This window comes from Achromobacter sp. Marseille-Q0513, from assembly GCF_018195695.1.
Lineage (GTDB): Bacteria > Pseudomonadota > Gammaproteobacteria > Burkholderiales > Burkholderiaceae_B > Achromobacter.
This window is the reverse complement of sequence record NZ_JAGTJY010000126.1, coordinates 1-17,741: the sequence shown is the minus strand read 5'-3', so window position 1 is coordinate 17,741 and position 17,741 is coordinate 1. Positions and strand designations below refer to the sequence as shown.

General features: G+C 69.1%; 14 protein-coding genes and 1 pseudogene. 4 read left to right on the top strand and 11 right to left on the bottom strand.

The features are described from left to right. Nucleotides 1-246: pseudogene (locus tag KDH83_RS21555) on the top strand (monooxygenase); the annotation flags it as partial. Between the two features lie 138 nt (nt 247-384). After that, the gene (locus tag KDH83_RS21550) at nt 385-1,434 is read left to right on the top strand and encodes a tripartite tricarboxylate transporter substrate binding protein (protein WP_249205259.1); all 1,050 of its coding nucleotides are present in this window, start codon (nt 385-387) and stop codon (nt 1,432-1,434) included. A gap of 53 nt (nt 1,435-1,487) precedes the next feature. On the opposite strand, the gene KDH83_RS21545 is transcribed toward KDH83_RS21550, so the two are convergent. After that, nucleotides 1,488-2,312 (bottom strand): helix-turn-helix transcriptional regulator, encoded by an 825-nt coding sequence (locus KDH83_RS21545; protein WP_212319644.1) that lies wholly within the window; start codon nt 2,310-2,312, stop codon nt 1,488-1,490. An 83-nt stretch (nt 2,313-2,395) separates the two neighbouring features. Here KDH83_RS21545 and KDH83_RS21540 point away from each other — a divergent pair, with 83 nt between their 5' ends. After that, on the top strand, nt 2,396-3,166 hold the full coding sequence (locus KDH83_RS21540; RefSeq protein ID WP_212319642.1) for a class I SAM-dependent methyltransferase: 771 nt from the start codon (nt 2,396-2,398) through the stop codon (nt 3,164-3,166). Between the two features lie 50 nt (nt 3,167-3,216). Here KDH83_RS21540 and KDH83_RS21535 read toward each other — a convergent pair whose 3' ends face one another. From KDH83_RS21535 to KDH83_RS21495, 9 genes are all read right to left on the bottom strand, one after another. After that, complete coding sequence (locus tag KDH83_RS21535) at nt 3,217-4,764, bottom strand: mannitol dehydrogenase family protein (RefSeq protein ID WP_212319640.1); 1,548 nt, start codon at nt 4,762-4,764, stop codon at nt 3,217-3,219. Beyond that, the gene (gene manD / locus KDH83_RS21530; protein WP_212319638.1) at nt 4,752-5,963 is read right to left on the bottom strand and encodes a D-mannonate dehydratase ManD; all 1,212 of its coding nucleotides are present in this window, start codon (nt 5,961-5,963) and stop codon (nt 4,752-4,754) included. The genes KDH83_RS21535 and manD overlap by 13 nt, the downstream gene beginning before the upstream one ends. A gap of 63 nt (nt 5,964-6,026) precedes the next feature. After that, nucleotides 6,027-6,830 (bottom strand): amino acid ABC transporter ATP-binding protein, encoded by an 804-nt coding sequence (locus KDH83_RS21525; protein ID WP_283093839.1) that lies wholly within the window; start codon nt 6,828-6,830, stop codon nt 6,027-6,029. Further along, nucleotides 6,827-7,486 carry an amino acid ABC transporter permease gene (locus tag KDH83_RS21520; RefSeq protein WP_212319636.1) on the bottom strand — a complete coding sequence of 220 codons (660 nt, stop codon included), beginning with the start codon at nt 7,484-7,486 and terminating at the stop codon, nt 6,827-6,829. The genes KDH83_RS21525 and KDH83_RS21520 overlap by 4 nt, the downstream gene beginning before the upstream one ends. Beyond that, nucleotides 7,483-8,148 carry an amino acid ABC transporter permease gene (locus tag KDH83_RS21515; protein ID WP_212319634.1) on the bottom strand — a complete coding sequence of 222 codons (666 nt, stop codon included), beginning with the start codon at nt 8,146-8,148 and terminating at the stop codon, nt 7,483-7,485. The genes KDH83_RS21520 and KDH83_RS21515 overlap by 4 nt, the downstream gene beginning before the upstream one ends. A 27-nt stretch (nt 8,149-8,175) precedes the next feature. Then, nucleotides 8,176-9,213, bottom strand: a complete 1,038-nt coding sequence (locus tag KDH83_RS21510) for an L-idonate 5-dehydrogenase (protein ID WP_212319632.1) — start codon at nt 9,211-9,213, stop codon at nt 8,176-8,178. A 142-nt stretch (nt 9,214-9,355) separates the two neighbouring features. After that, nucleotides 9,356-10,204: a transporter substrate-binding domain-containing protein gene (locus KDH83_RS21505; RefSeq protein ID WP_212319630.1), complete on the bottom strand. Its 849-nt coding sequence runs from the start codon at nt 10,202-10,204 to the stop codon at nt 9,356-9,358. A 131-nt stretch (nt 10,205-10,335) separates the two neighbouring features. Beyond that, the gene (locus KDH83_RS21500; protein ID WP_212319628.1) at nt 10,336-11,184 is read right to left on the bottom strand and encodes a transporter substrate-binding domain-containing protein; all 849 of its coding nucleotides are present in this window, start codon (nt 11,182-11,184) and stop codon (nt 10,336-10,338) included. Between the two features lie 126 nt (nt 11,185-11,310). Next, on the bottom strand, nt 11,311-12,039 hold the full coding sequence (locus KDH83_RS21495; RefSeq protein WP_212319626.1) for a FadR/GntR family transcriptional regulator: 729 nt from the start codon (nt 12,037-12,039) through the stop codon (nt 11,311-11,313). Between the two features lie 178 nt (nt 12,040-12,217). Between KDH83_RS21495 and iaaH the strand changes: the two genes are divergently transcribed. Continuing rightward, the gene (gene iaaH, locus KDH83_RS21490) at nt 12,218-13,684 is read left to right on the top strand and encodes an indoleacetamide hydrolase (protein ID WP_212319624.1); all 1,467 of its coding nucleotides are present in this window, start codon (nt 12,218-12,220) and stop codon (nt 13,682-13,684) included. Nucleotides 13,685-13,705: 21 nt separating this feature from the next. On the opposite strand, the gene metH is transcribed toward iaaH, so the two are convergent. Next, nucleotides 13,706-17,479: a methionine synthase gene (gene metH / locus KDH83_RS21485; RefSeq protein WP_212319622.1), complete on the bottom strand. Its 3,774-nt coding sequence runs from the start codon at nt 17,477-17,479 to the stop codon at nt 13,706-13,708. Nucleotides 17,480-17,741: the final 262 nt, after the last annotated feature.

Sequence of the window (17,741 nt, the reverse complement as noted above, 5' to 3'; positions counted from 1 at the left end):
GGCGACGCGCGCGCCGCCTTCGCGGTATTCGAGGCGCAGCGCCGCCCGGCCTCGTCCAGCTTCCAGGCCGCCGCCGCGCGCAGCCTGGACTGGTACGAGAACGTGGCCGACAAGATGCACCTGGCCCCGGTCGACTTCGCCTACGACTACATGCGCCGCACCGGCCAGGTCAGCCACGACGACCTGCGCCAGCGCGATCCGGCCTTCGCCTCGGCCTACGAGGCGCGGCACCCGGTGACCGCCTGAATACCGGCGCCCCGGCCGCCAACCCGGTGGCCGGGGCGCCGCGCCGCACGGCATTACGCAGCACGCAAACCCGCAGCACCCACGACAGGCGGCCGCCGAGCCGCCGCATAACCATCCATGGAACATGGAGGAGACATCATGAACATCCCTCACGCTGCGCACGATTGCAGCCTTGCCGGACGCGCCGGCCCGCCCTCCCGCAACGGTCCGGCCAGGAACGCGGCGCGCTGGCTGGCGGCCGCCGCGATGGCGCTGGGCTGTGCCGGCGCCATGGCCCAGTCGAGCGCCTATCCCAGCCATCCCGTGCGCATGGTGCTGCCCTACTCGGTGGGCAGCGGCCCCGACGCGGTCGCGCGCATGCTGGGCGAACAGCTGACCTCCGCCTGGAAGCAGCCGGTCATCGTCGAGAACAAGCCCGGCGCCAACGGCTGGCTGGCGATCGGCGACGTCAAGCGCGGCGGCCAGGACGGCTACTCGCTCGCCATCGTCGACAACACCCACATGACGCTGCAACCGCATCTGTACCGCAGCCTGCCGTTCGATCCCGTGCGCGACTTCGAACCGGCCGCGCCGATCTACCACACGCATTTCTTCGTCGTGGTCTCGGCCGGCTCGCCCTGGAAGAACGTCGGCGACCTGGTCGCGGCTGCGCGCGCGCAGCCCGACAGGCTGACCTACGGCACCTGGGGCATGGGCAGCGTGGCGCACGTCGGCACCACCATGTTCCAGGACGCCACCGGCACCCGCATGACGCACGTGCCGTTCAAGGACCTGTCCCAGCTCTACACCGCCGTCGCCAACGGCGAGGTCGATTGGGCCTTCGGCACGGCGGCGACGGTGCAGAACCTGTACCAGGCCAAGCGGGTCAAGCTGCTGGCGCTGGCCGCGCCGGCGCGGCTGCCCTCGTACCCCGACGTGCCGACGGTGGCCGAGGCCGGCGGGCCGAAGGACTTCGAGCTGAAGACCTGGGTGGCGGCATTCGTGTCCAAGGGCACGCCCGCGCCAGTGCTGAAGCAGCTGAACGAAGGCATCGCCGCTGCGGTCCAGTCGCCGGCGGTGCTCACGCGCTTCGAGACCTTCGGCTTCCAGGCCTGGCCGGCCAGCGCCGCCGAACTGTCGCAGGCGCGCGAGGCGGATTCGTCGCGCTTCGCCGAAGTGGTCAAGAAAGCCAATATCTCGCTGGACTGAGCCACGCGATCGGGGCCGGCGCCATCCGGCCCCGCCGCGCTATCGGCGACGGCTCAATCCCGTTCGCCGCCGTCCAGCAACATCACCAGCTTCAGGTCCGGATGCGTGGCCAATCGAAAGGTGATCTGCTGGAACGCCAGCTGGCCGCTGCGCGGGTGCTGGAATTCGCGCAAGCCCCCTTCCCGCTCGACCACCGCGTGCCGCGTCCACCAATGGGCGAACACGGGACTCTGGCGGTTCAGCGCGTCCGCCAGCGCCAGCACGGCGGGCTCGTCCAGGTGCGCGCCGGCGTCGGCGCGGAATTCGGCCACCACGCGGCGCGCGCGCTGCTCCCAATCCACCACCAGCTCGCGCGCGGCCTGGTCCAGGAAGATGTAGCGCAGCAGATTGGGTTCGGGATCGCGCAGGGGCCAGTCGTCGAACAGCTCGCGCAAGGGCTCGTTCCAGGCCAGCAGGTTCCAGGCGCGGTCCAGCACATAGGCGGGCGCGCGGATCGCGTCCACGCAGGCTCGCAGCGGCCCTGGCGCGCCGCCGGCGTCGTCGCGCGGCGGTTGCGGATCGGCGCAATCGGCCAGCTCGAACAGATAGGCGCGTTCGGCGCGCGCCAGCTGCAACACGCCGGCGATGCGCGACCAGACCGAAGGCGACACCGACACTTCGCGGCCCTGTTCGATCCAGGTGTACCAGGTGACGCTGATGCCGCACAGCTGGGCCACTTCCTCGCGCCGCAGGCCGGGCGTGCGGCGGCGCGAGCCTTCCGGCAGCCCCGCCATCTGCGGCGTGATGCGCGAGCGGGCGCTGCGCACGAATTCACCCAGCGCCTGGCGACGCAGGGCCGAGCCATCGCCGCCAGCCACCGCTTGAGGGGAACTATTCATACCAGGATAACCTGTGGTCTTGTACGTGTATGGGAGCCCGCCTATCTTAGCGCCTGGCCCCACTCACCCCGCAAGGATGTCCCATGACCGCCACCACCCATGATGATGCCGTCCACCGGCAATTCAGCCCGCAAGCCACCGCCTACCTGAACAGCGCCGTCCACGCTCAGGGCGAGGACCTGCGCCAGATGGCGGCCATCGCCGCCGCGCAACCCGGCGCCCGCGTGCTCGACCTGGGCTGCGGCGGCGGCCATGTGAGCTTTCACGTTGCGCCTTCGGCCGCCTCGGTCACGGCCTACGACCTGTCGCAGCAGATGCTGGACGTGGTGGCCGCGGAAGCCGCGCGACGCGGCCAGGACAACCTGTCCACCTGTCGCGGCAAGGCCGAGCGCCTGCCCTTCGCCGACGGCGAGTTCGATCTGGTGATGTCGCGCTATTCCACGCACCACTGGCAGGATCCCGGACTCGGCCTGCGCGAAGCCTTCCGCGTGCTCAAGCCGGGCGGCACGGCGGTGTTCGCCGACGTGGTGTCGCCGGGCGAGGCCCTGCTCGACACCTGGCTGCAGATGATCGAAGCGCTGCGCGACACCTCGCACGTGCGCGACTACTCGGTGGCGGAATGGACGCGCCTGCTGACGGAGGCCGGCTTCACGCTGCAGGGCGTCACGCCGCGCCGCCTGTCGCTGGAGTTCCAATCGTGGGTGACGCGCATGCGCACGCCCGACACGCTGGTCGCTGCGCTGCGCCACCTGCTGGCGATCGCGCCGGACGTGGTGCGCGCGCACTTCGAGATCCAGGCCGACGGCTCGTTCTCCAGCGACACGGCCACCCTCGTGGTGAGAAAACCCGGCTGAGGCCGGCGAGCGCGGACGGATCCCGGAGGATCGCCCACGGCCCGACGGCGCTAGCGCCTGCTGCCGTCAAGCGCTTCCAGCGCCTCCAGCGCGCCGGCCACGCCCAGGCTGCGCAGCGCATGGACGGCCTGGGCCACGGCGCGCACGAAGCGTGCGTCCTGCCCCAGCTCGCCGAACACGGGCGCGAAGCCGGCCAGCGCGGCGGTCCATTCCAGCATGGCGGCCGGCCCCGGCCCGGCAAGCGTCGCCGCCGCCTCGGCCTGCTCCAGGCGCCGCGCCAGCGCCCCGGCCATCGGATCCTGGATGTCATAGCGGCGTCCCGCCTGGTCCACCCCGCGCAGATAGTGCAGCCAGCCCGCCACCGCCAGGGCCAGCAGCGGCATGGGCTGCTCGCGCGCCAGCCTGGCGCGCGCCGTGTCGAGCAAGCGTTGCGGCAGCTTCTGCGAGCCGTCCATGGCGATCTGGCGCGTCTGGTGCCTGAGCGCCGGATTGGCGAAGCGCTGCAGCAAGCGCTCCTGGTACTGCGCCAGATCCAGTCCCGGCAGCGGCGGCAGGGTCGGCGCGATCTCCTCGCGCATCAGCCGCTCCAGGTAGCGCCGCAATGCGGGTTGCGCCAGCGCCTGGTCCACCGTGTCCCAGCCCGCCATCACCGACAGGTAGGCCAGGGCGGAATGCGCGCCGTTGACGTTGCGCAGCTTGAGCGTCTCGAACGGCGCGGCTCCGGCCACGAAACGCGCGCCGCCGGCGCTCCAGTCAGGACGACCGGCCGCGAAGCTGTCCTCCAGCACCCATTCCAGGTAGGGCTCGGCCATGACCGGCCAGGCGTCCGCCAGGCCCAGCGCCCGCGCCACCGCGTCGCGGTCGGCGTCGGTGGTGCGCGGCACGATGCGGTCCACCATCGAGCACGGAAACGTGCATTCGGCGGCGATCCAGCGCGCCAGCCCGGCATCCACCTGCTCGGCGAAGGCCAGCACCATGCCGCGCAGCAGATGGCCGTTGGCCGGCAGGTTGTCCAGCGACATGAGCGTGAGCGGCCCGCGTCCCGCCGCCCGACGCTGCTGCAATCCCCACGCCAGATAGCCGATGGCGCTGCGCGGCGCCTGCGGCTGGCCCAGGTCGTGGACGATATCCGGATGATCCAGCTTGAGCTGGCCGCTGGCCGGATCGTGGCAATAGCCCTTCTCCGTGACGGTGATGCTGACGATGCGCGCGTCTTCATGGGCGATGCGCGCCAGCACGGCTCGCGGATCCTCGGGCGCGACCAGCGATTCCAGCAGGCAGCCGATCACGGCCAGCCGTTGGCGCGGCTCGCCATGTTCGTCCGCGTCGCGCAGCGCCAGCGTGTACAGGCCGTCCTGCGGCGCCAGCGCGTCGCGGGTGTCGGGCTGGCGCAGCGAGACGCCGCAGATGCCCCAGGCCTCGCCCGCGCCGGCGGCCAGCGCCGCCTCGTTGACCGCCGCCAGATGCGCGCGCGCGAAGGCTCCCAGGCCCAGGTGCACGATGCCGGCGCGCAAGCGGGTCCGGTCATGGGCCGTCCGCGCCACGCCGGCGGCCAGCCCGCCCAGGCGCGACGGATGCAGCCGCCCTACCAGTTCCATAGCGTGCCGTCCTGCTGCAGGCGGTTCACGGGCAGGTAGGCGCGCTTGTACGGATACTTGGCCGCCAGCTTTTCGTCGATCTCCACGCCATGGCCCGGCGCGTCGCCCGGATACAGCATGCCGTCCTTGAAGGTGTAGGCGTGCGGGAAGACGGCGTCGGTCTCCTCGGTGTGGCGCATGTATTCCTGAATGCCGAAGTTCGGCACCCACAGGTCGAAGTGCAACGCCGCGCCCATGCAGGCCGGCGACAGGTCGGTGGCGCCGTGGCAGCCGGTGCGCACCTGGTAGAGCGAGGCCAGGTCGGCGATGCGGCGCAGATGGGTGATGCCTCCGGCGTGCACCACCGTGGTCCGGATGTAGTCGATCAGCTGGTTCTGCACCAGGTCCTTGCAGTCCCAGATGCTGTTGAAGATCTCGCCCACTGCGAGCGGCGTGGTGGTGTGCTGGCGGATCAGGCGGAAGGCTTCCTGGTTCTCGGCCGGCGTGGCGTCTTCCATCCAGAACAGGTTGTAGGGTTCCAGCGACTTGCCCAGCCGGCCGGCCTCGATCGGGGTCAGGCGGTGGTGCACGTCGTGCAGCAGATGGTGCTCGAAGCCGAGTTTCTCGCGGATGCGCTCGAACAGCTTGGGCGCGTGGCGCAGGTACTTCTCGGTGGACCAGTCGTGCTCGCTGGGCAGGTCGCTGTCGGCGGGTTCGTAGAACAGGTTGCCCCGACCCACGCCGTAGACCTTGTCCAGGCCGGGCACGCCGCTCTGCGCGCGGATGGCGCGGTAGCCCATGTCGGCGTAGCGCAGCACCTCGTCGACGGTATGCTCGATGTCCGAGCCGTTGGCGTGGCCGTAGACCATCACGCCGGAACGGCTCTTGCCGCCCAGCAGCTGGTACAGCGGCAGGCCGGCGGCCTTGGCCTTCAGGTCCCACAGCGCGGTGTCGACGGCGGCGATGGCGGTCATGGTGACCGGGCCGCGACGCCAATAGGCGCCCTTGTACAGGTACTGCCAGATGTCCTCGATCTGGTGCGCGTCGCGGCCGATCAGGCAGGGGATCACGTGTTCGGTCAGATAGGCCGAGACGGCCAGCTCGCGGCCGTTCAGGGTGGCGTCGCCGATGCCGGTCAGGCCCTGGTCGGTCTCGATCTTCAGGGTCACGAAATTGCGGCCGGGAGAGCAAACGATCACGCGTGCATTCGTAATTTTCATCTTGGGTTCCGGGTGGACGGGTAATGGCCGCGCTGGGCCTGTATCGGTTGCGGCAGGACCGCCCTAGCCTTCCCAGCCCAGGTGGCTGAGGAAGTCGCGGGTGCGGGCGACCTGCGGGTGGTCGAAAATCTGCGCCGGCGAGCCTTGTTCCAGGATGGCGCCGTTCTCGAACACCACCACCCAGTTGGCCACCCGCCGCGCGAAACTCATTTCATGAGTCACGACGATCATGGTCATGCCTTCCTGCGCCAGCTTCTTCATCACGTTGAGCACTTCGCCCACGGTCTCGGGATCCAGCGCGGACGTCGGCTCGTCGAACAGCATCACCTCGGGCTCCATCGCCAGCGCGCGGGCGATGGCCACGCGCTGCTGCTGGCCGCCGGACAGGTTGGCCGGGAAGTTGCCGGCCTTGGCCGCCAGGCCGACCTTTTCCAGCAGCGCCATGGCGCGGGCGCGGGCGGCCTCGGGCGCCATGCCCAGCACCGTGATCGGCCCCATGGCGACGTTGTCCAGCGCCGATTTGTGCGGGAACAGCTCGAAGCTCTGGAACACCATGCCCATGCGCTGGCGCACGCGCCGCACCTCGGGCTCCGTGTCCGGCACCACGGCGCCGTCCAGCAGCACGCGGCCGCCGTCCAGCTTCTCCAGCGCGTTGGTGCAGCGCAGGAGCGTGGACTTGCCCGAGCCGCTGGGCCCGATCAGGCACATCACCTCGCCCTTGTTGACCTGCAGCGACACGCCGTTGAGCGCGACGAAATCGCCGTAGGTCTTGCGCACGTTCTCGTACACCAGCACGGGCGGCTGGTCGGCCCCCTTGCGCGCGGCCAGGTCGGCCTGCGCCGTGCGTTCCATGATCATGTCGTTCATTCCTTGACTCCGTACTTGCGGTGGATCCAGTCGACCAGCTTGGCCTGGGGATAGCCCATCAGCCAGTAGATCGCCGCCATCGCGGTCAGCATTTCCAGCACGCGGAAGGACTGCGCGCGGATCTGCATCGAGGCGTAGGCCAGCTCGCTCACCGCGATCACCGACACCAGCGAGGTGTCCTTGAACAGCGAGACCCAGGTGCTGGCCAGCACCGGCAGCACGCGCCGCGCCGCCTGCGGGATCAGCACCTTGAACATGGCCTGGCGCCGCGACATGCCCATGGCCAGCGCCGCTTCCATCTGGCCCTTGCGGATGGAGTTGATGCCGGCGCGGAAGGTCTCGGAGTTGTAGGCCGAGATGTTCAGCACCAGCGCCACCAGCGCGGTCGCCAGCGGCGAGAACTGCACGTCCAGCGCCATGGGCATGACGTAGAACGCCCAATAGATCACCAGGATCAGCGGCAGGTTGCGGAAGAACTCCACGAAGACGGTGGCGGCCTTGCTGGCCAGGCGGTTGGACGACAGCCGCATCAGCGCCAGCACGATGCCGCCGGGCACGGCCAGCGCCATGGTGGCCACCGTGAGCAGGACGGTCATGCCGGCGCCTTCCAGCAGCGCGTGGCGCGAGTCCCAGACGATTCCCCAATCCAGATTCATGAGCGCCCCAGGTGTGCGTAGCGTTGGTACAGCCGGTCCACCCCGCGCGTGACCGGGAACAGGATCACGAAGTAGGCGACCAGCACGGCGGTGTAGACCTCGATCGGGCGGTAGCTCTGCCCCGCGATGGTCTCGGCCTTGTGCATCAGTTCGGGCACGGCGATCACGGTGGCGATGGCCGTGTCCTTGATGGCCACGGTCAGCACCGAACCGAAGGCCGGCAGCATGCGCACGATGGCCTGCGGCAGGATGATCTTGCGCAGCGCCTGGGCGCGCGACATGCCCAGCGCCAGCCCGGCGCGCATCTGGCCGGGCCGCACCGACTCGATGCCGGCACGCACCACCTCGGCCGCGTAGGCCGCGATGTGCAGGGTCAGCGCCACCAGCGCGGCCCAGAATGGCGCGAAGTTCACGCCGGCCAGCAGCGGCAGCGCGAAGTAGATCCACACCAGCACCACCAGCACCGGGATGGCGCGCATGCTGTCGATGTAGAACACCAGCAGCGGCCGCAGCCAGCGCGGCCCGTACAGGCGCAGCAGCGCGATCGCCAGGCCCAGCAGAATGCTGGACACGGCCGCCGCCGCGCTGAGCGCGATGGTCGTGCCCAGCCCCCCGGCAAAGAAGCGCCAGTTGTCGACGATGGGAGAGAAATCGAAATCCATGCGGTCTCCGCGAGTCCCGGCGCGTTCCTAGAACGTCACCATCACTTTCATGGCCTGGGTCCGGTCGGCCGCCAGCGCGAAGGCCTCATGCGCCTGGCGCACGGGCACCGCCGCGCTCAGCAGCGGCGACACGTCCAGCAGGCCTCGGCTCAGGTAGTCCACGGCCCAGGCGTACTCGTCGACGAAGCGGAAGCTGCCGACGCAGGTCAGGCTCTTGACCATGATCTGGTTGAACGGGCAATCGGCGCTGCTGCCGGACAGCGTGCCCACCGTGACGATGGTGCCGCGCGGACGCGCCGCGCGGATGCAGTTGGCCAGGCCGGCATAGTTGCCGGACGCCTCGAAGCACACGTCCACCGTGCCCTTGCCCGCCGCCAGCTCATCCAGCGCGCCGGGATCGGTGGCGGCGTTGATGGTGCGCGTGGCGCCCACCCGCGCGCAGGCGGCCAGCGTCTGGTCGACGATGTCCACCGCGATGACGTGGCTGGCGCCGGCCAGCCGGGCCGCCATCACGACCAGCGCGCCGATGGGGCCGGCGCCCACCACCATCGCCGTCTTGCCCAGCAACGTGCCGGCGCTGCGCACCGCGTGCAGCGCCACCGCCAGCGGCTCGCCAAAAGCGGCCAGCTCGAACGACAGGCTGTCCGGCACCGGCAGGCATTGGCTTTCCTGCACCACGACCTGCTCGCGCATCGCGCCCTGCATGTGCGGATAACGGCTGGCGCTGCCGAAGAAATGCACGGCCTCGCAATGGTTGGAATCGCCCTGGCGGCAATAACGGCACACGCCGCAGGTGCGCGCCGGGTCCAGCGCCACGCGGTCGCCGGGCTTGACCCGCGTCACCGCCGCGCCCACTTCCAGCACCTGGCCCGAGGCTTCGTGGCCGGGCGTCAGCGGTTCGCGGATGACAAAGTCGCCCACCCTGCCGTGCCGGTAGTAGTGCAGGTCCGAGCCGCAGATGCCCACGGCCTTCACGCCCACGCGCACCTGCGTGGGGCCCAGCGCCTCGGGCGCCACTTCCGTCAGGCGCAGGTCCTGCGCGCCATGGATTTCGCAATTCAACATGAAGTCATACTCGTTTCAGTTATTCACCGCGCCAACGCCCCGCAAGCAGACAGGCGCCCCCCAATCGGGATGTCACGGAGCCGGCTCTGCCGGTCCGTAGACATGCCCCCTGGGGGGAAGCGCGCAGCGCTTCGGGGGGGGCCTACTTCAAGTCCAGCGTCATGCGGCGTTCTTCGGCGGCCAGTTCGGGATGCATGCGGGCCTCGACCTTGCGCAGCCATTCCAGGTACACGGGCTGGTTCTTGGCCACGCCCATGCCGGCCTGGATCTCGAAGATCTTGCTGTCCTGGCAGTTGTTGTCCTTGGGGAAGACCGCCAGGCCCTTGACCTTCTTGCTGATGCTGGGCCAGAGCATGCGATTCAGCGGCGCCACGTCCGAGCGGCCGGCCAGCACTTCCTCGATCGGCGCGACCGAGCCCGAGTTGGCCACGCCGCGCAGCTTGGCCTTGGAGAACTGCTCGCGCACCAGCGGCTCTTCCCCTGCGCCGGAGAAATAGGCCATGGTGATCTCGGGGCGGTTGAAGTCCTCGACCTTGGTGACGCCGGTGAATTTCGGATTGGAGGCCAGGCCGAACATGCACACGCTGGTGCTGGAGAAGGTGACGAAGTCGATGATCTTGGCGCGCTCGGCGTTCTCGTTGAGCGGTCCGATCATGATGTCCATCTGGTTGGCGATGAGCGCCGGCACCTTGGTTTCATGGCTGACCTGCACCGGCACCATCTTCACGCCCAGCAGCTTGGCGAACTCCTTGCCCAGCGTCCACGACGAGCCCATCCACGGCTCGCCCGAGCCCGAGGTGTTCTGCACCAGCCAGGGCGGGTTGTTGACCACGCCCACTCGCAGCACGCCGGCCTTGCGGATGGCGTCGATGCGTTCGCTGGCGCCGGGTTCGGGCGGCGTCTGGGCCTGGACCGAGAAGCTGGCGCCGGCCAGGACGATGGCCGAGAGGGCCAGTCGCGCGGCGGCGCGGCGGGAAAAGCGCTGTTGCATGTCATGTCTCCTAGTGTGGGACGGCGTATTCGTCACGGGCGCGTGCAGCCGCCGGCGGCGTCGCCGGATCCGCGCGGCGCGCGGCGTTCCTGTGTTGCGGTTGGGTAGCGGGTTGAGCCGCGATTGCAGGCTTAAGGCAACTGCTCGATGACGCGCGTTTCGTCGGCGTCCAGCTGGGGCTTCATCGAAACCGCCACCTGCCGCAGCCAGGCGAGGTAAGCGTCCTGCCCCTTGTCGACGGCCAGGCCGACCGGCGAGGCCTTCTCGGTGCTCTGCTGGCAATTGACCTCGGCGGGAAACACCTGCAATCCGGGCACCTTGCGCTTGAGGCCGACCCAGGGCACGCGGTTGATGGGCGCGGCGTCGGCGCGGCGCGCCATGATTTCCTCGATCGGCGCGGTGGCGCCGGAGTTGGCGACGGCGCGCAGCGTGGCATTGGGGAAGCGCTGCTTGACCCAGGCTTCCTCGGCCCCACCGGTGAAATAGGCGATGGTGATGCCGGGACGGTTCAGGTCGTCCACGGATTTGACCTGGGCCAGCTTGTCGTTGCCGGCGCGGCCGAACATGCAGACGCTGGTGGCCGAGTACAGCACGAAATCCACCACCTTCAGCCGTTCCGGCGTTTCGGCCAGCGGGCTGATGGTCATGTCGACCTGGTTGGCGGCCAGCACCGGCACCTTGGTCTCGTGCGACACGGGCACCGGCGTCAGCTTTACGCCCAGGCGCCGCGCGTACTCCCTGGCCAGCAGCCAGGCGGGACCGCTCCAGGCCTCGCCGCTCTTGCCGGACACGTCCTGGATCAACCAGGGCGCGTTCTGCAACACGCCCACGCGCAATTCGCCAGCCTTGCGGATGGCGTCCACGCGCGGGCTCTGGCCCGGCGCGGGCGCTTCCTGCGCCCCGGCCGCGCTGGCGGCCGCGAGCAGCGCAGCCGCCGCCCAGCGGCGCCATGCGCCGCTCCCCTTGTAATGTCGCTGCATGTCTTGTCTCCTGGTCTTGATGGGCCCGGGTCCGGCCGGCAAGGTATGTTCCCTGCTCGTTCCGGGGGGCCGCCTGCTAAGGCCGCCTCACGGGGCCATGTCGTAGGGTCGCGTCGCGGGTCCGCATCAGCGCCACCCCTGCGCGAATTCACCGATCACGCGCTCCAGATGGCCGCGCATGGCCAGCCGGGCCGCGTCGCCATCGCCCGCCACCAGCGCGGCGAAGATGCGCTGATGGTCTTCCTGCGAGGCCTGGCGCAATTCCTGCGTGTGGAAGTGCTGCTCGATCTTTTCCCAGACGGGGCCGCGCGCCTGGTCCCACATGGATGCCACCGTGGCTTGCAGCACGCTGTTGCCGGTGGACTGCGCGATGTACAGGTGGAAGCGCCGGTCGGCCTCTTCGTTGGCGACCTTGTCCATCATCTGCTCGCGCATGGTGGTCAGGGCCTCGAACATGCGGTCCAGGTCCGCGTCCTTGCGCGTGGTGGCAGCCAGCCCGGCGATCTCGGATTCGATCAGGCAGCGCGCGCGCAGCAGCTCGAACGGGCCGGCGCCGGGCTCCTGCGCCATGGGCAGGCGCGCCACGCCCGGCTTGGGCTCGCAGACATAGATGCCCGATCCGCCGCGCACCTCGACCACGCCCTGCAGTTCCAGCGCGATGATGGCTTCGCGCAGCGAAGTGCGGCTGACATCGAAGCGCTCGGCCAGCGCGCGCTCGGCCGGCAGGCGCTGGCCGACCGCGAATTCTCCCTGGACCACCAGGGCCTGGATCTGGGAGGCCAGACGCAGATAGGCGCGGTCCAGTCCCGGCTTTTGCGCGGGATCTTCGGGCTTGGGGATCAGTTGCAGGTTCATGGCTTCTTAAATTGGTTAGACCAAATTCTAATTGGTTCACCACTTTTCACTATCATGGTTTACCAGAATACAAGTGGTAGACCAAACGACGATCCGGTGGCGCTACCGATAAGATACGAGCCCGGAGAAGGATCCGCATCACGCATCCCCCGACATCGCAACGCCGCGAGGAGACCGCATGACCGACACGTCCCGCACGCCCCTGCTCGCTTCCGGCCAGGCTCCCGAACTGACCGTGGCCGAGGCCGCCGCGCTGATCCGCCAGGGCCGGCTGACCAGCCTGGACCTGACCCGCGCCTACCTGGACCGCATCGACGCGCGCCAGGACCTGAACGCCTTCATCACGGTGGACCGGGACGGCGCGCTGGCCCAGGCCCGCGCCTGTGACGAGGCGCTGGCCTCCGGGCGGCCGCAAGGCCCGCTGCATGGCGTGCCCATGGCCATCAAGGACAACATCCACGTGGCCGGCCTGCCCAATACCGCCGGCACGCCGGCGCTGAAGCATTTCCGTCCGGCCGAGGACGCGCCCGTGCTGCGCCGGCTGCGAGAAGCCGGCGCGGTGATCCTGGGCAAGACCCACATGCACGAACTGGCCTTCGGCGTGTCCGGCTACAACCACGCCTTTCCCGGCCCGCGCGGCCCCGGCACGCGCAACGCCTACGACGCCGACCGCGTCGCTGGCGGCTCATCCTCGGGCAGCGGTTCTGCGGTGGGCGCGCGCCTGGCGCCCGCGGCGCTGGGCACCGACACGGGCGCCTCTGTGCGCCTGCCGGCCTCCGTCAATGGCGTAGCGGGTTTTCGTCCCAGCGTGGGTCGCTACGACGGCGCCGGCATCACGCCCATCTCCCATACGCGCGACACGCCGGGACCGCTGGCGACCAGCATGGAAGACATCGCGCTGCTGGACGCGATCCTGGCCGGCGAAGACCAGCCCGCGCTGGCCGTGCCCGCGGCCGGCCTGCGACTGGGCCTGCCCGCCGATTTCTGGGCCGAGCTGGAGCCGGAAGTCGAACGCGTGATGCAAGCGGCGCTGGACAGGCTGCGCGCGGCCGGCGTGACGCTGGTACCGCTGGAAACGCCCGGACTGGCCGAGGCCAACGCGGCTGTCGGCATGCCGGTCTGCATGTATGAGGCGAAGACGGATCTGACGGCGTACCTGAAGCGCTACGACACCGGCGTGGACATCGCGCAGGTAGCGGCGGCCATCGCCAGCCCGGACGTCAAGGGCCTCTTCGACGGCATGATCCTGCCGGTCGCGGTGCCCGGTCCCGACGGCGCGCCGGTGCCGCTGACGCCGCTGTACGAGGCGGCCATGGCCACGCATCGCGACGCGCTGATCGCGGCCTACCGAAGCGCCTGCGCCAGCCATCGCCTGGACGCGCTGCTGTTCCCCACGCTACCGGTGCTGCCGATCACGGCCGACGCGCAGGCCAGCGCCATCGAACACTTCATGCGCATGATCCGCAACACGGACCCCGGCAGCAACGCCGGCCTGCCCGGCCTGAACATCCCGGCGGGGCTGTCGGCGGCAGGCTTGCCGGTGGGATTGGAGATCGACGGCCTGCCGGGCGAGGACCGCAAGGTGCTGTCCATCGGCTTGGCGCTGGAGGGCGTGCTGGGCAGGCTGGCGCCGCCGGCGGGCTGACCCTTGCGCGGCGAACGCCGCTCAGCCCAGGTTCGGCGCCAGCGTGCGGCGCAGGTCCTCGATGCTGCGGCCGCTGCGGCGCGCGTAGTCTTCCAGCTGGTCCTCGCCGATCACGCCGACGTTGAAGTACTGCGATTGCGGGTGGCTGAAGTAGAAGCCCGACACGCTGGACGCCGGGTACATGGCGTAGCTGTCGGTCAGCATCATGCCGATGTCCTCGCCGTCCAGCACGCGGAACATGTCGGTCTTGACAACGTGTTCCGGGCAGGCGGGATAGCCCGGCGCGGGGCGGATGCCCACGTACTTCTCGGCGATCATGTCGTCGTTCGACAGGGCCTCGTCCGGCGCGTAGCCCCACAGGTCCTGGCGCACGCGCGCGTGCAAGCATTCGGCGAAGCCCTCGGCCAGGCGGTCGGCCAGCGACTTGAGCATGATGCTGGAATAGTCGTCCAGAGCGCGCTCGAACTCGGCTTCCTTCTTCTCGATGCCCAGGCCGGCGGTCACGGCGAACATGCCCACGTAGTCCAGCTTGCCGCTGGACTTGGGCGCGATGAAGTCGGACAGCGACTTGTTGCTCACGCCCTCGCGCTTGGCGCCCTGCTGGCGCAGGTTGCGGTACGTGAACAGCACTTCGCTGCGTGTCTCGTCCTTGTAGATCTCGATGTCCTCGTCGTTGATGCTGTTGGCCGGATAGAAGCCCACCACGCCGTTGGCGGTGAGCCAGCGGCCCTCGACGATGCGCTTCATCATGGCCAGTCCGTCGGCATAGACCTTGCGCGCCTGCTCGCCCACGACCTTGTCGTCCAGGATGGCGGGGAACGGCCCGAACAGGCTCCAGGTCTGGAAGAACGGGCCCCAGTCCACGTACTTCGCGATCTCGGCCAGGTCGTAGCTCTTGAAGGTGCGGCGGCCGATGAACTTGGGGCGCGGCGGCGTGTAGGCGTCCCAGTCGATCTGCGGGCGCGCGGCGCGCGCCTCGGCCAGCGGCACCAGCGGCGTGGCCTTGCGGTTGGCGTGGCGGCGCCGCACGTCCTCGTACTCCCCGGCCAGCTCGGCCAGGTAGGCGTCGCGCTGCGTCGACATCAGGTTGGTGGCCACGCCCACCGAGCGGCTGGCGTCGGGCACGTAGATCACCGGGCCTTCGTAGTTCGGCGCGATCTTCACCGCCGTGTGCACGCGGCTGGTGGTGGCGCCGCCGATCATCAGCGGCACCTTGCGCTCGCGGAAATACGGGTCGCGCTGCATTTCCGAGGCGACGTAGGCCATTTCCTCGAGGCTGGGCGTGATCAGGCCCGACAGGCCGACGATATCGGCCTGCTCTTCCTTGGCCTTCTCCAGGATCTGCGCGCAGGGCACCATCACGCCCATGTTCACGACTTCGAAGTTATTGCACTGAAGCACCACCGACACGATGTTCTTGCCGATGTCGTGCACATCGCCCTTGACGGTGGCGATGACGATCTTGCCCTTGGCGCGCACGTCGCCGCCGGCCGCCGCGATCTGGCGTTTTTCCTCTTCGATGAAGGGAATCAGGTGTGCCACCGCCTGCTTCATGACGCGGGCCGACTTCACCACCTGCGGCAGGAACATCTTGCCCTCGCCGAACAGGTCGCCGACCACGTTCATGCCGTCCATCAGCGGCCCTTCGATCACCTCGATCGGACGGCCGCCGCGCTCGGCGATCTTCTGGCGCACCTCTTCGGTGTCCTCGACGATGAAGGCGGTGATGCCGTGCACCAGCGCATGCGACAGGCGCGCCTCGACGGAGGCGGCGCGCCAGGCCAGGTCTTCTTCCTTCTTGGCGCCGGAGCCCTTGACCGTGTCGGCGAACTGCACCAGGCGCTCGGTGGGCGTGCGCTCGTCGTCGGCCTCGGTCTTGCCGACGGGCGCGGCGCGGTCCAGCACCACGTCCTCGACCAGGTCGCGCAGCTTGGGATCCAGGTCGGCGTACACGCCGAGCTGGCCGGCGTTGACGATGCCCATCGTCATGCCTTCCTTGACCGCGTAGTACAGGAACACGGTGTGGATGGCTTCGCGCATCGGCTCGTTGCCACGGAACGAGAAGCTGACGTTGGACACCCCGCCCGAGATGCGCGCGTGCGGCAGGTTGTCGCGGATCCAGCGCGTGCCTTCGATGAAGTCCACCGCATAGTGGTTGTGCTCGTCGATGCCGGTGGCGACGGCGAACACGTTTGGATCGAAGATGATGTCCTCGGGCGGGAAGCCTTCTTCCTCGACCAGGATCTTGTAGGCCCGGCCGCAGATTTCCTTGCGGCGCTCCAGCGTGTCGGCCTGGCCCTGTTCGTCGAAGGCCATCACCACCACGGCGGCGCCGTAGCGGCGGCACAGGCGCGCGTGCTCGCGGAAGATGTCCAGCCCTTCCTTCATGGAAATGGAGTTCACCACCGGCTTGCCCTGCACGCACTTCAGGCCCGTCTCGATGACTTCCCACTTCGAGCTGTCGATCATGACCGGCACGCGGGCGATGTCGGGCTCGGACGCGATCAGGTTCAGGAAGCGGTGCATGCAGGCCACCGAATCCAGCATGGCCTCGTCCATGTTGATGTCGATGATCTGGGCGCCGTTCTCGACCTGCTGGCGGGCCACGGCCAGCACCTCGTCGTATTTTTCCTCGCGGATCAGGCGCGCGAACATCTTCGAGCCGGTCACGTTGGTGCGCTCGCCGACGTTGACGTACAGCGTGTCCTCGTCGATGTTGAGCGGCTCCAGGCCCGACAGCCGGGTCTTGACCGGGATATCGGGCACGACGCGCGGCGTCAGCGCGGTCACCTTGTCGGCGATGGCGCGGATGTGGTCGGGCGTGGTGCCGCAACAGCCGCCGGACATGTTCACCAGCCCGGCGCGCGCGAATTCCTCCAACAGCGCCGAGGTGTCGGCCGGGGTTTCGTCGAAGCCGGTCTCGGCCATGGGATTGGGCAGGCCGGCGTTGGGATAGACGCAGACGTAGGTATCGCAGATCTTGGACAGCTCGGCCACGTAGGGGCGCATCAGCGCAGCGCCCAGCGCGCAGTTCAGGCCGATGGTGACCGGGCGCGCGTGGCGCACCGAGTTCCAGAAGGCTTCCACGGTCTGGCCGGACAGGATCCGGCCAGAGGCGTCGGTGACGGTGCCGGAGATCATGACGGGCAGGCGGATGCCGCGCTGCTCGAACACTTCCTCGGTGGCGTAGATCGCGGCCTTGGCGTTGAGCGTGTCGAAAATGGTTTCGATCAGGACGATGTCGATGCCGCCGTCGAGCAGGCCGTTCAGCTGCTCGACATACGCCACGCGCAGCTCGTCGAAGGTGACGTTGCGCGCGCCCGGATCGTTGACGTCCGGCGAGATGGAGGCGGTCTTGGGCTGCGGGCCCAGCGCGCCGGCCACGAAACGCGGCTTGTCCGGCGTGCTGTAGGCATCACAGGCCGCGCGCGCCAGTTGGGCCGATACCAGGTTCAGTTCGTAGGCCAGTTCCGGCAGGTCGTAGTCGCCCTGGGCGATCGAGGTGGCGCCGAAGGTGTTGGTCTCGATGACGTCGGCCCCGGCCTCCAGGTACTGGCGGTGGATCTCGGCGATCACGTCCGGCCGGACCAGCGACAGCAATTCGTTGTCGCCCTTCAGGTCCTTGCCGTGGCCGGCGAAGCGCTCGCCGCGGAAATCCGCCTCGCCCAACTTGTAGCGCTGGATCATGGTGCCCATGGCGCCGTCCAGGATCAGGATGCGCTGGCCCAGCAGGCGGGCGAAGTCGCCGCCACGGGTAAAGGCCTCGGGCGGATAGGGCAGGCGGGGATAAGACACGGGAAAGTCCTGGACGTGTGGCGAAAAAGGGAAAAACGCCGAGAAATCAACCGGTAATCGTAACAAAACGGGGCCTTCCCCGCCCCGCGGTGATACAGTTTTGGCCCCGAACCGGTGCTTCCGGCGCACATTGCCGGCAACAACGCAACACTTGCCGGCCGCGCGCGAAAGGTAAACGGGAAACAGGAAGGCGTCCTCGCCGGCGGTCCATCAAGCCCGCCGCCCCCGCCCAGCCTGTGCTGCCCCCGCAACGGTCCCCATG

Coding starts and splice junctions, on each gene's coding strand:
- KDH83_RS21500 (WP_212319628.1), bottom strand. CDS start 11,184: ATGCAGCGACATTACAAGGGGAGCGGCGCATGGCGCCGCTGGGCGGCG.
- KDH83_RS21540 (WP_212319642.1), top strand. CDS start 2,396: ATGACCGCCACCACCCATGATGATGCCGTCCACCGGCAATTCAGCCCG.
- KDH83_RS21510 (WP_212319632.1), bottom strand. CDS start 9,213: ATGTTGAATTGCGAAATCCATGGCGCGCAGGACCTGCGCCTGACGGAA.
- KDH83_RS21550 (WP_249205259.1), top strand. CDS start 385: ATGAACATCCCTCACGCTGCGCACGATTGCAGCCTTGCCGGACGCGCC.
- KDH83_RS21515 (WP_212319634.1), bottom strand. CDS start 8,148: ATGGATTTCGATTTCTCTCCCATCGTCGACAACTGGCGCTTCTTTGCC.
- KDH83_RS21545 (WP_212319644.1), bottom strand. CDS start 2,312: ATGAATAGTTCCCCTCAAGCGGTGGCTGGCGGCGATGGCTCGGCCCTG.
- manD (WP_212319638.1), bottom strand. CDS start 5,963: ATGAAAATTACGAATGCACGCGTGATCGTTTGCTCTCCCGGCCGCAAT.
- KDH83_RS21505 (WP_212319630.1), bottom strand. CDS start 10,204: ATGCAACAGCGCTTTTCCCGCCGCGCCGCCGCGCGACTGGCCCTCTCG.
- KDH83_RS21525 (WP_283093839.1), bottom strand. CDS start 6,830: ATGAACGACATGATCATGGAACGCACGGCGCAGGCCGACCTGGCCGCG.
- KDH83_RS21520 (WP_212319636.1), bottom strand. CDS start 7,486: ATGAATCTGGATTGGGGAATCGTCTGGGACTCGCGCCACGCGCTGCTG.
- iaaH (WP_212319624.1), top strand. CDS start 12,218: ATGACCGACACGTCCCGCACGCCCCTGCTCGCTTCCGGCCAGGCTCCC.
- KDH83_RS21495 (WP_212319626.1), bottom strand. CDS start 12,039: ATGAACCTGCAACTGATCCCCAAGCCCGAAGATCCCGCGCAAAAGCCG.
- KDH83_RS21535 (WP_212319640.1), bottom strand. CDS start 4,764: ATGGAACTGGTAGGGCGGCTGCATCCGTCGCGCCTGGGCGGGCTGGCC.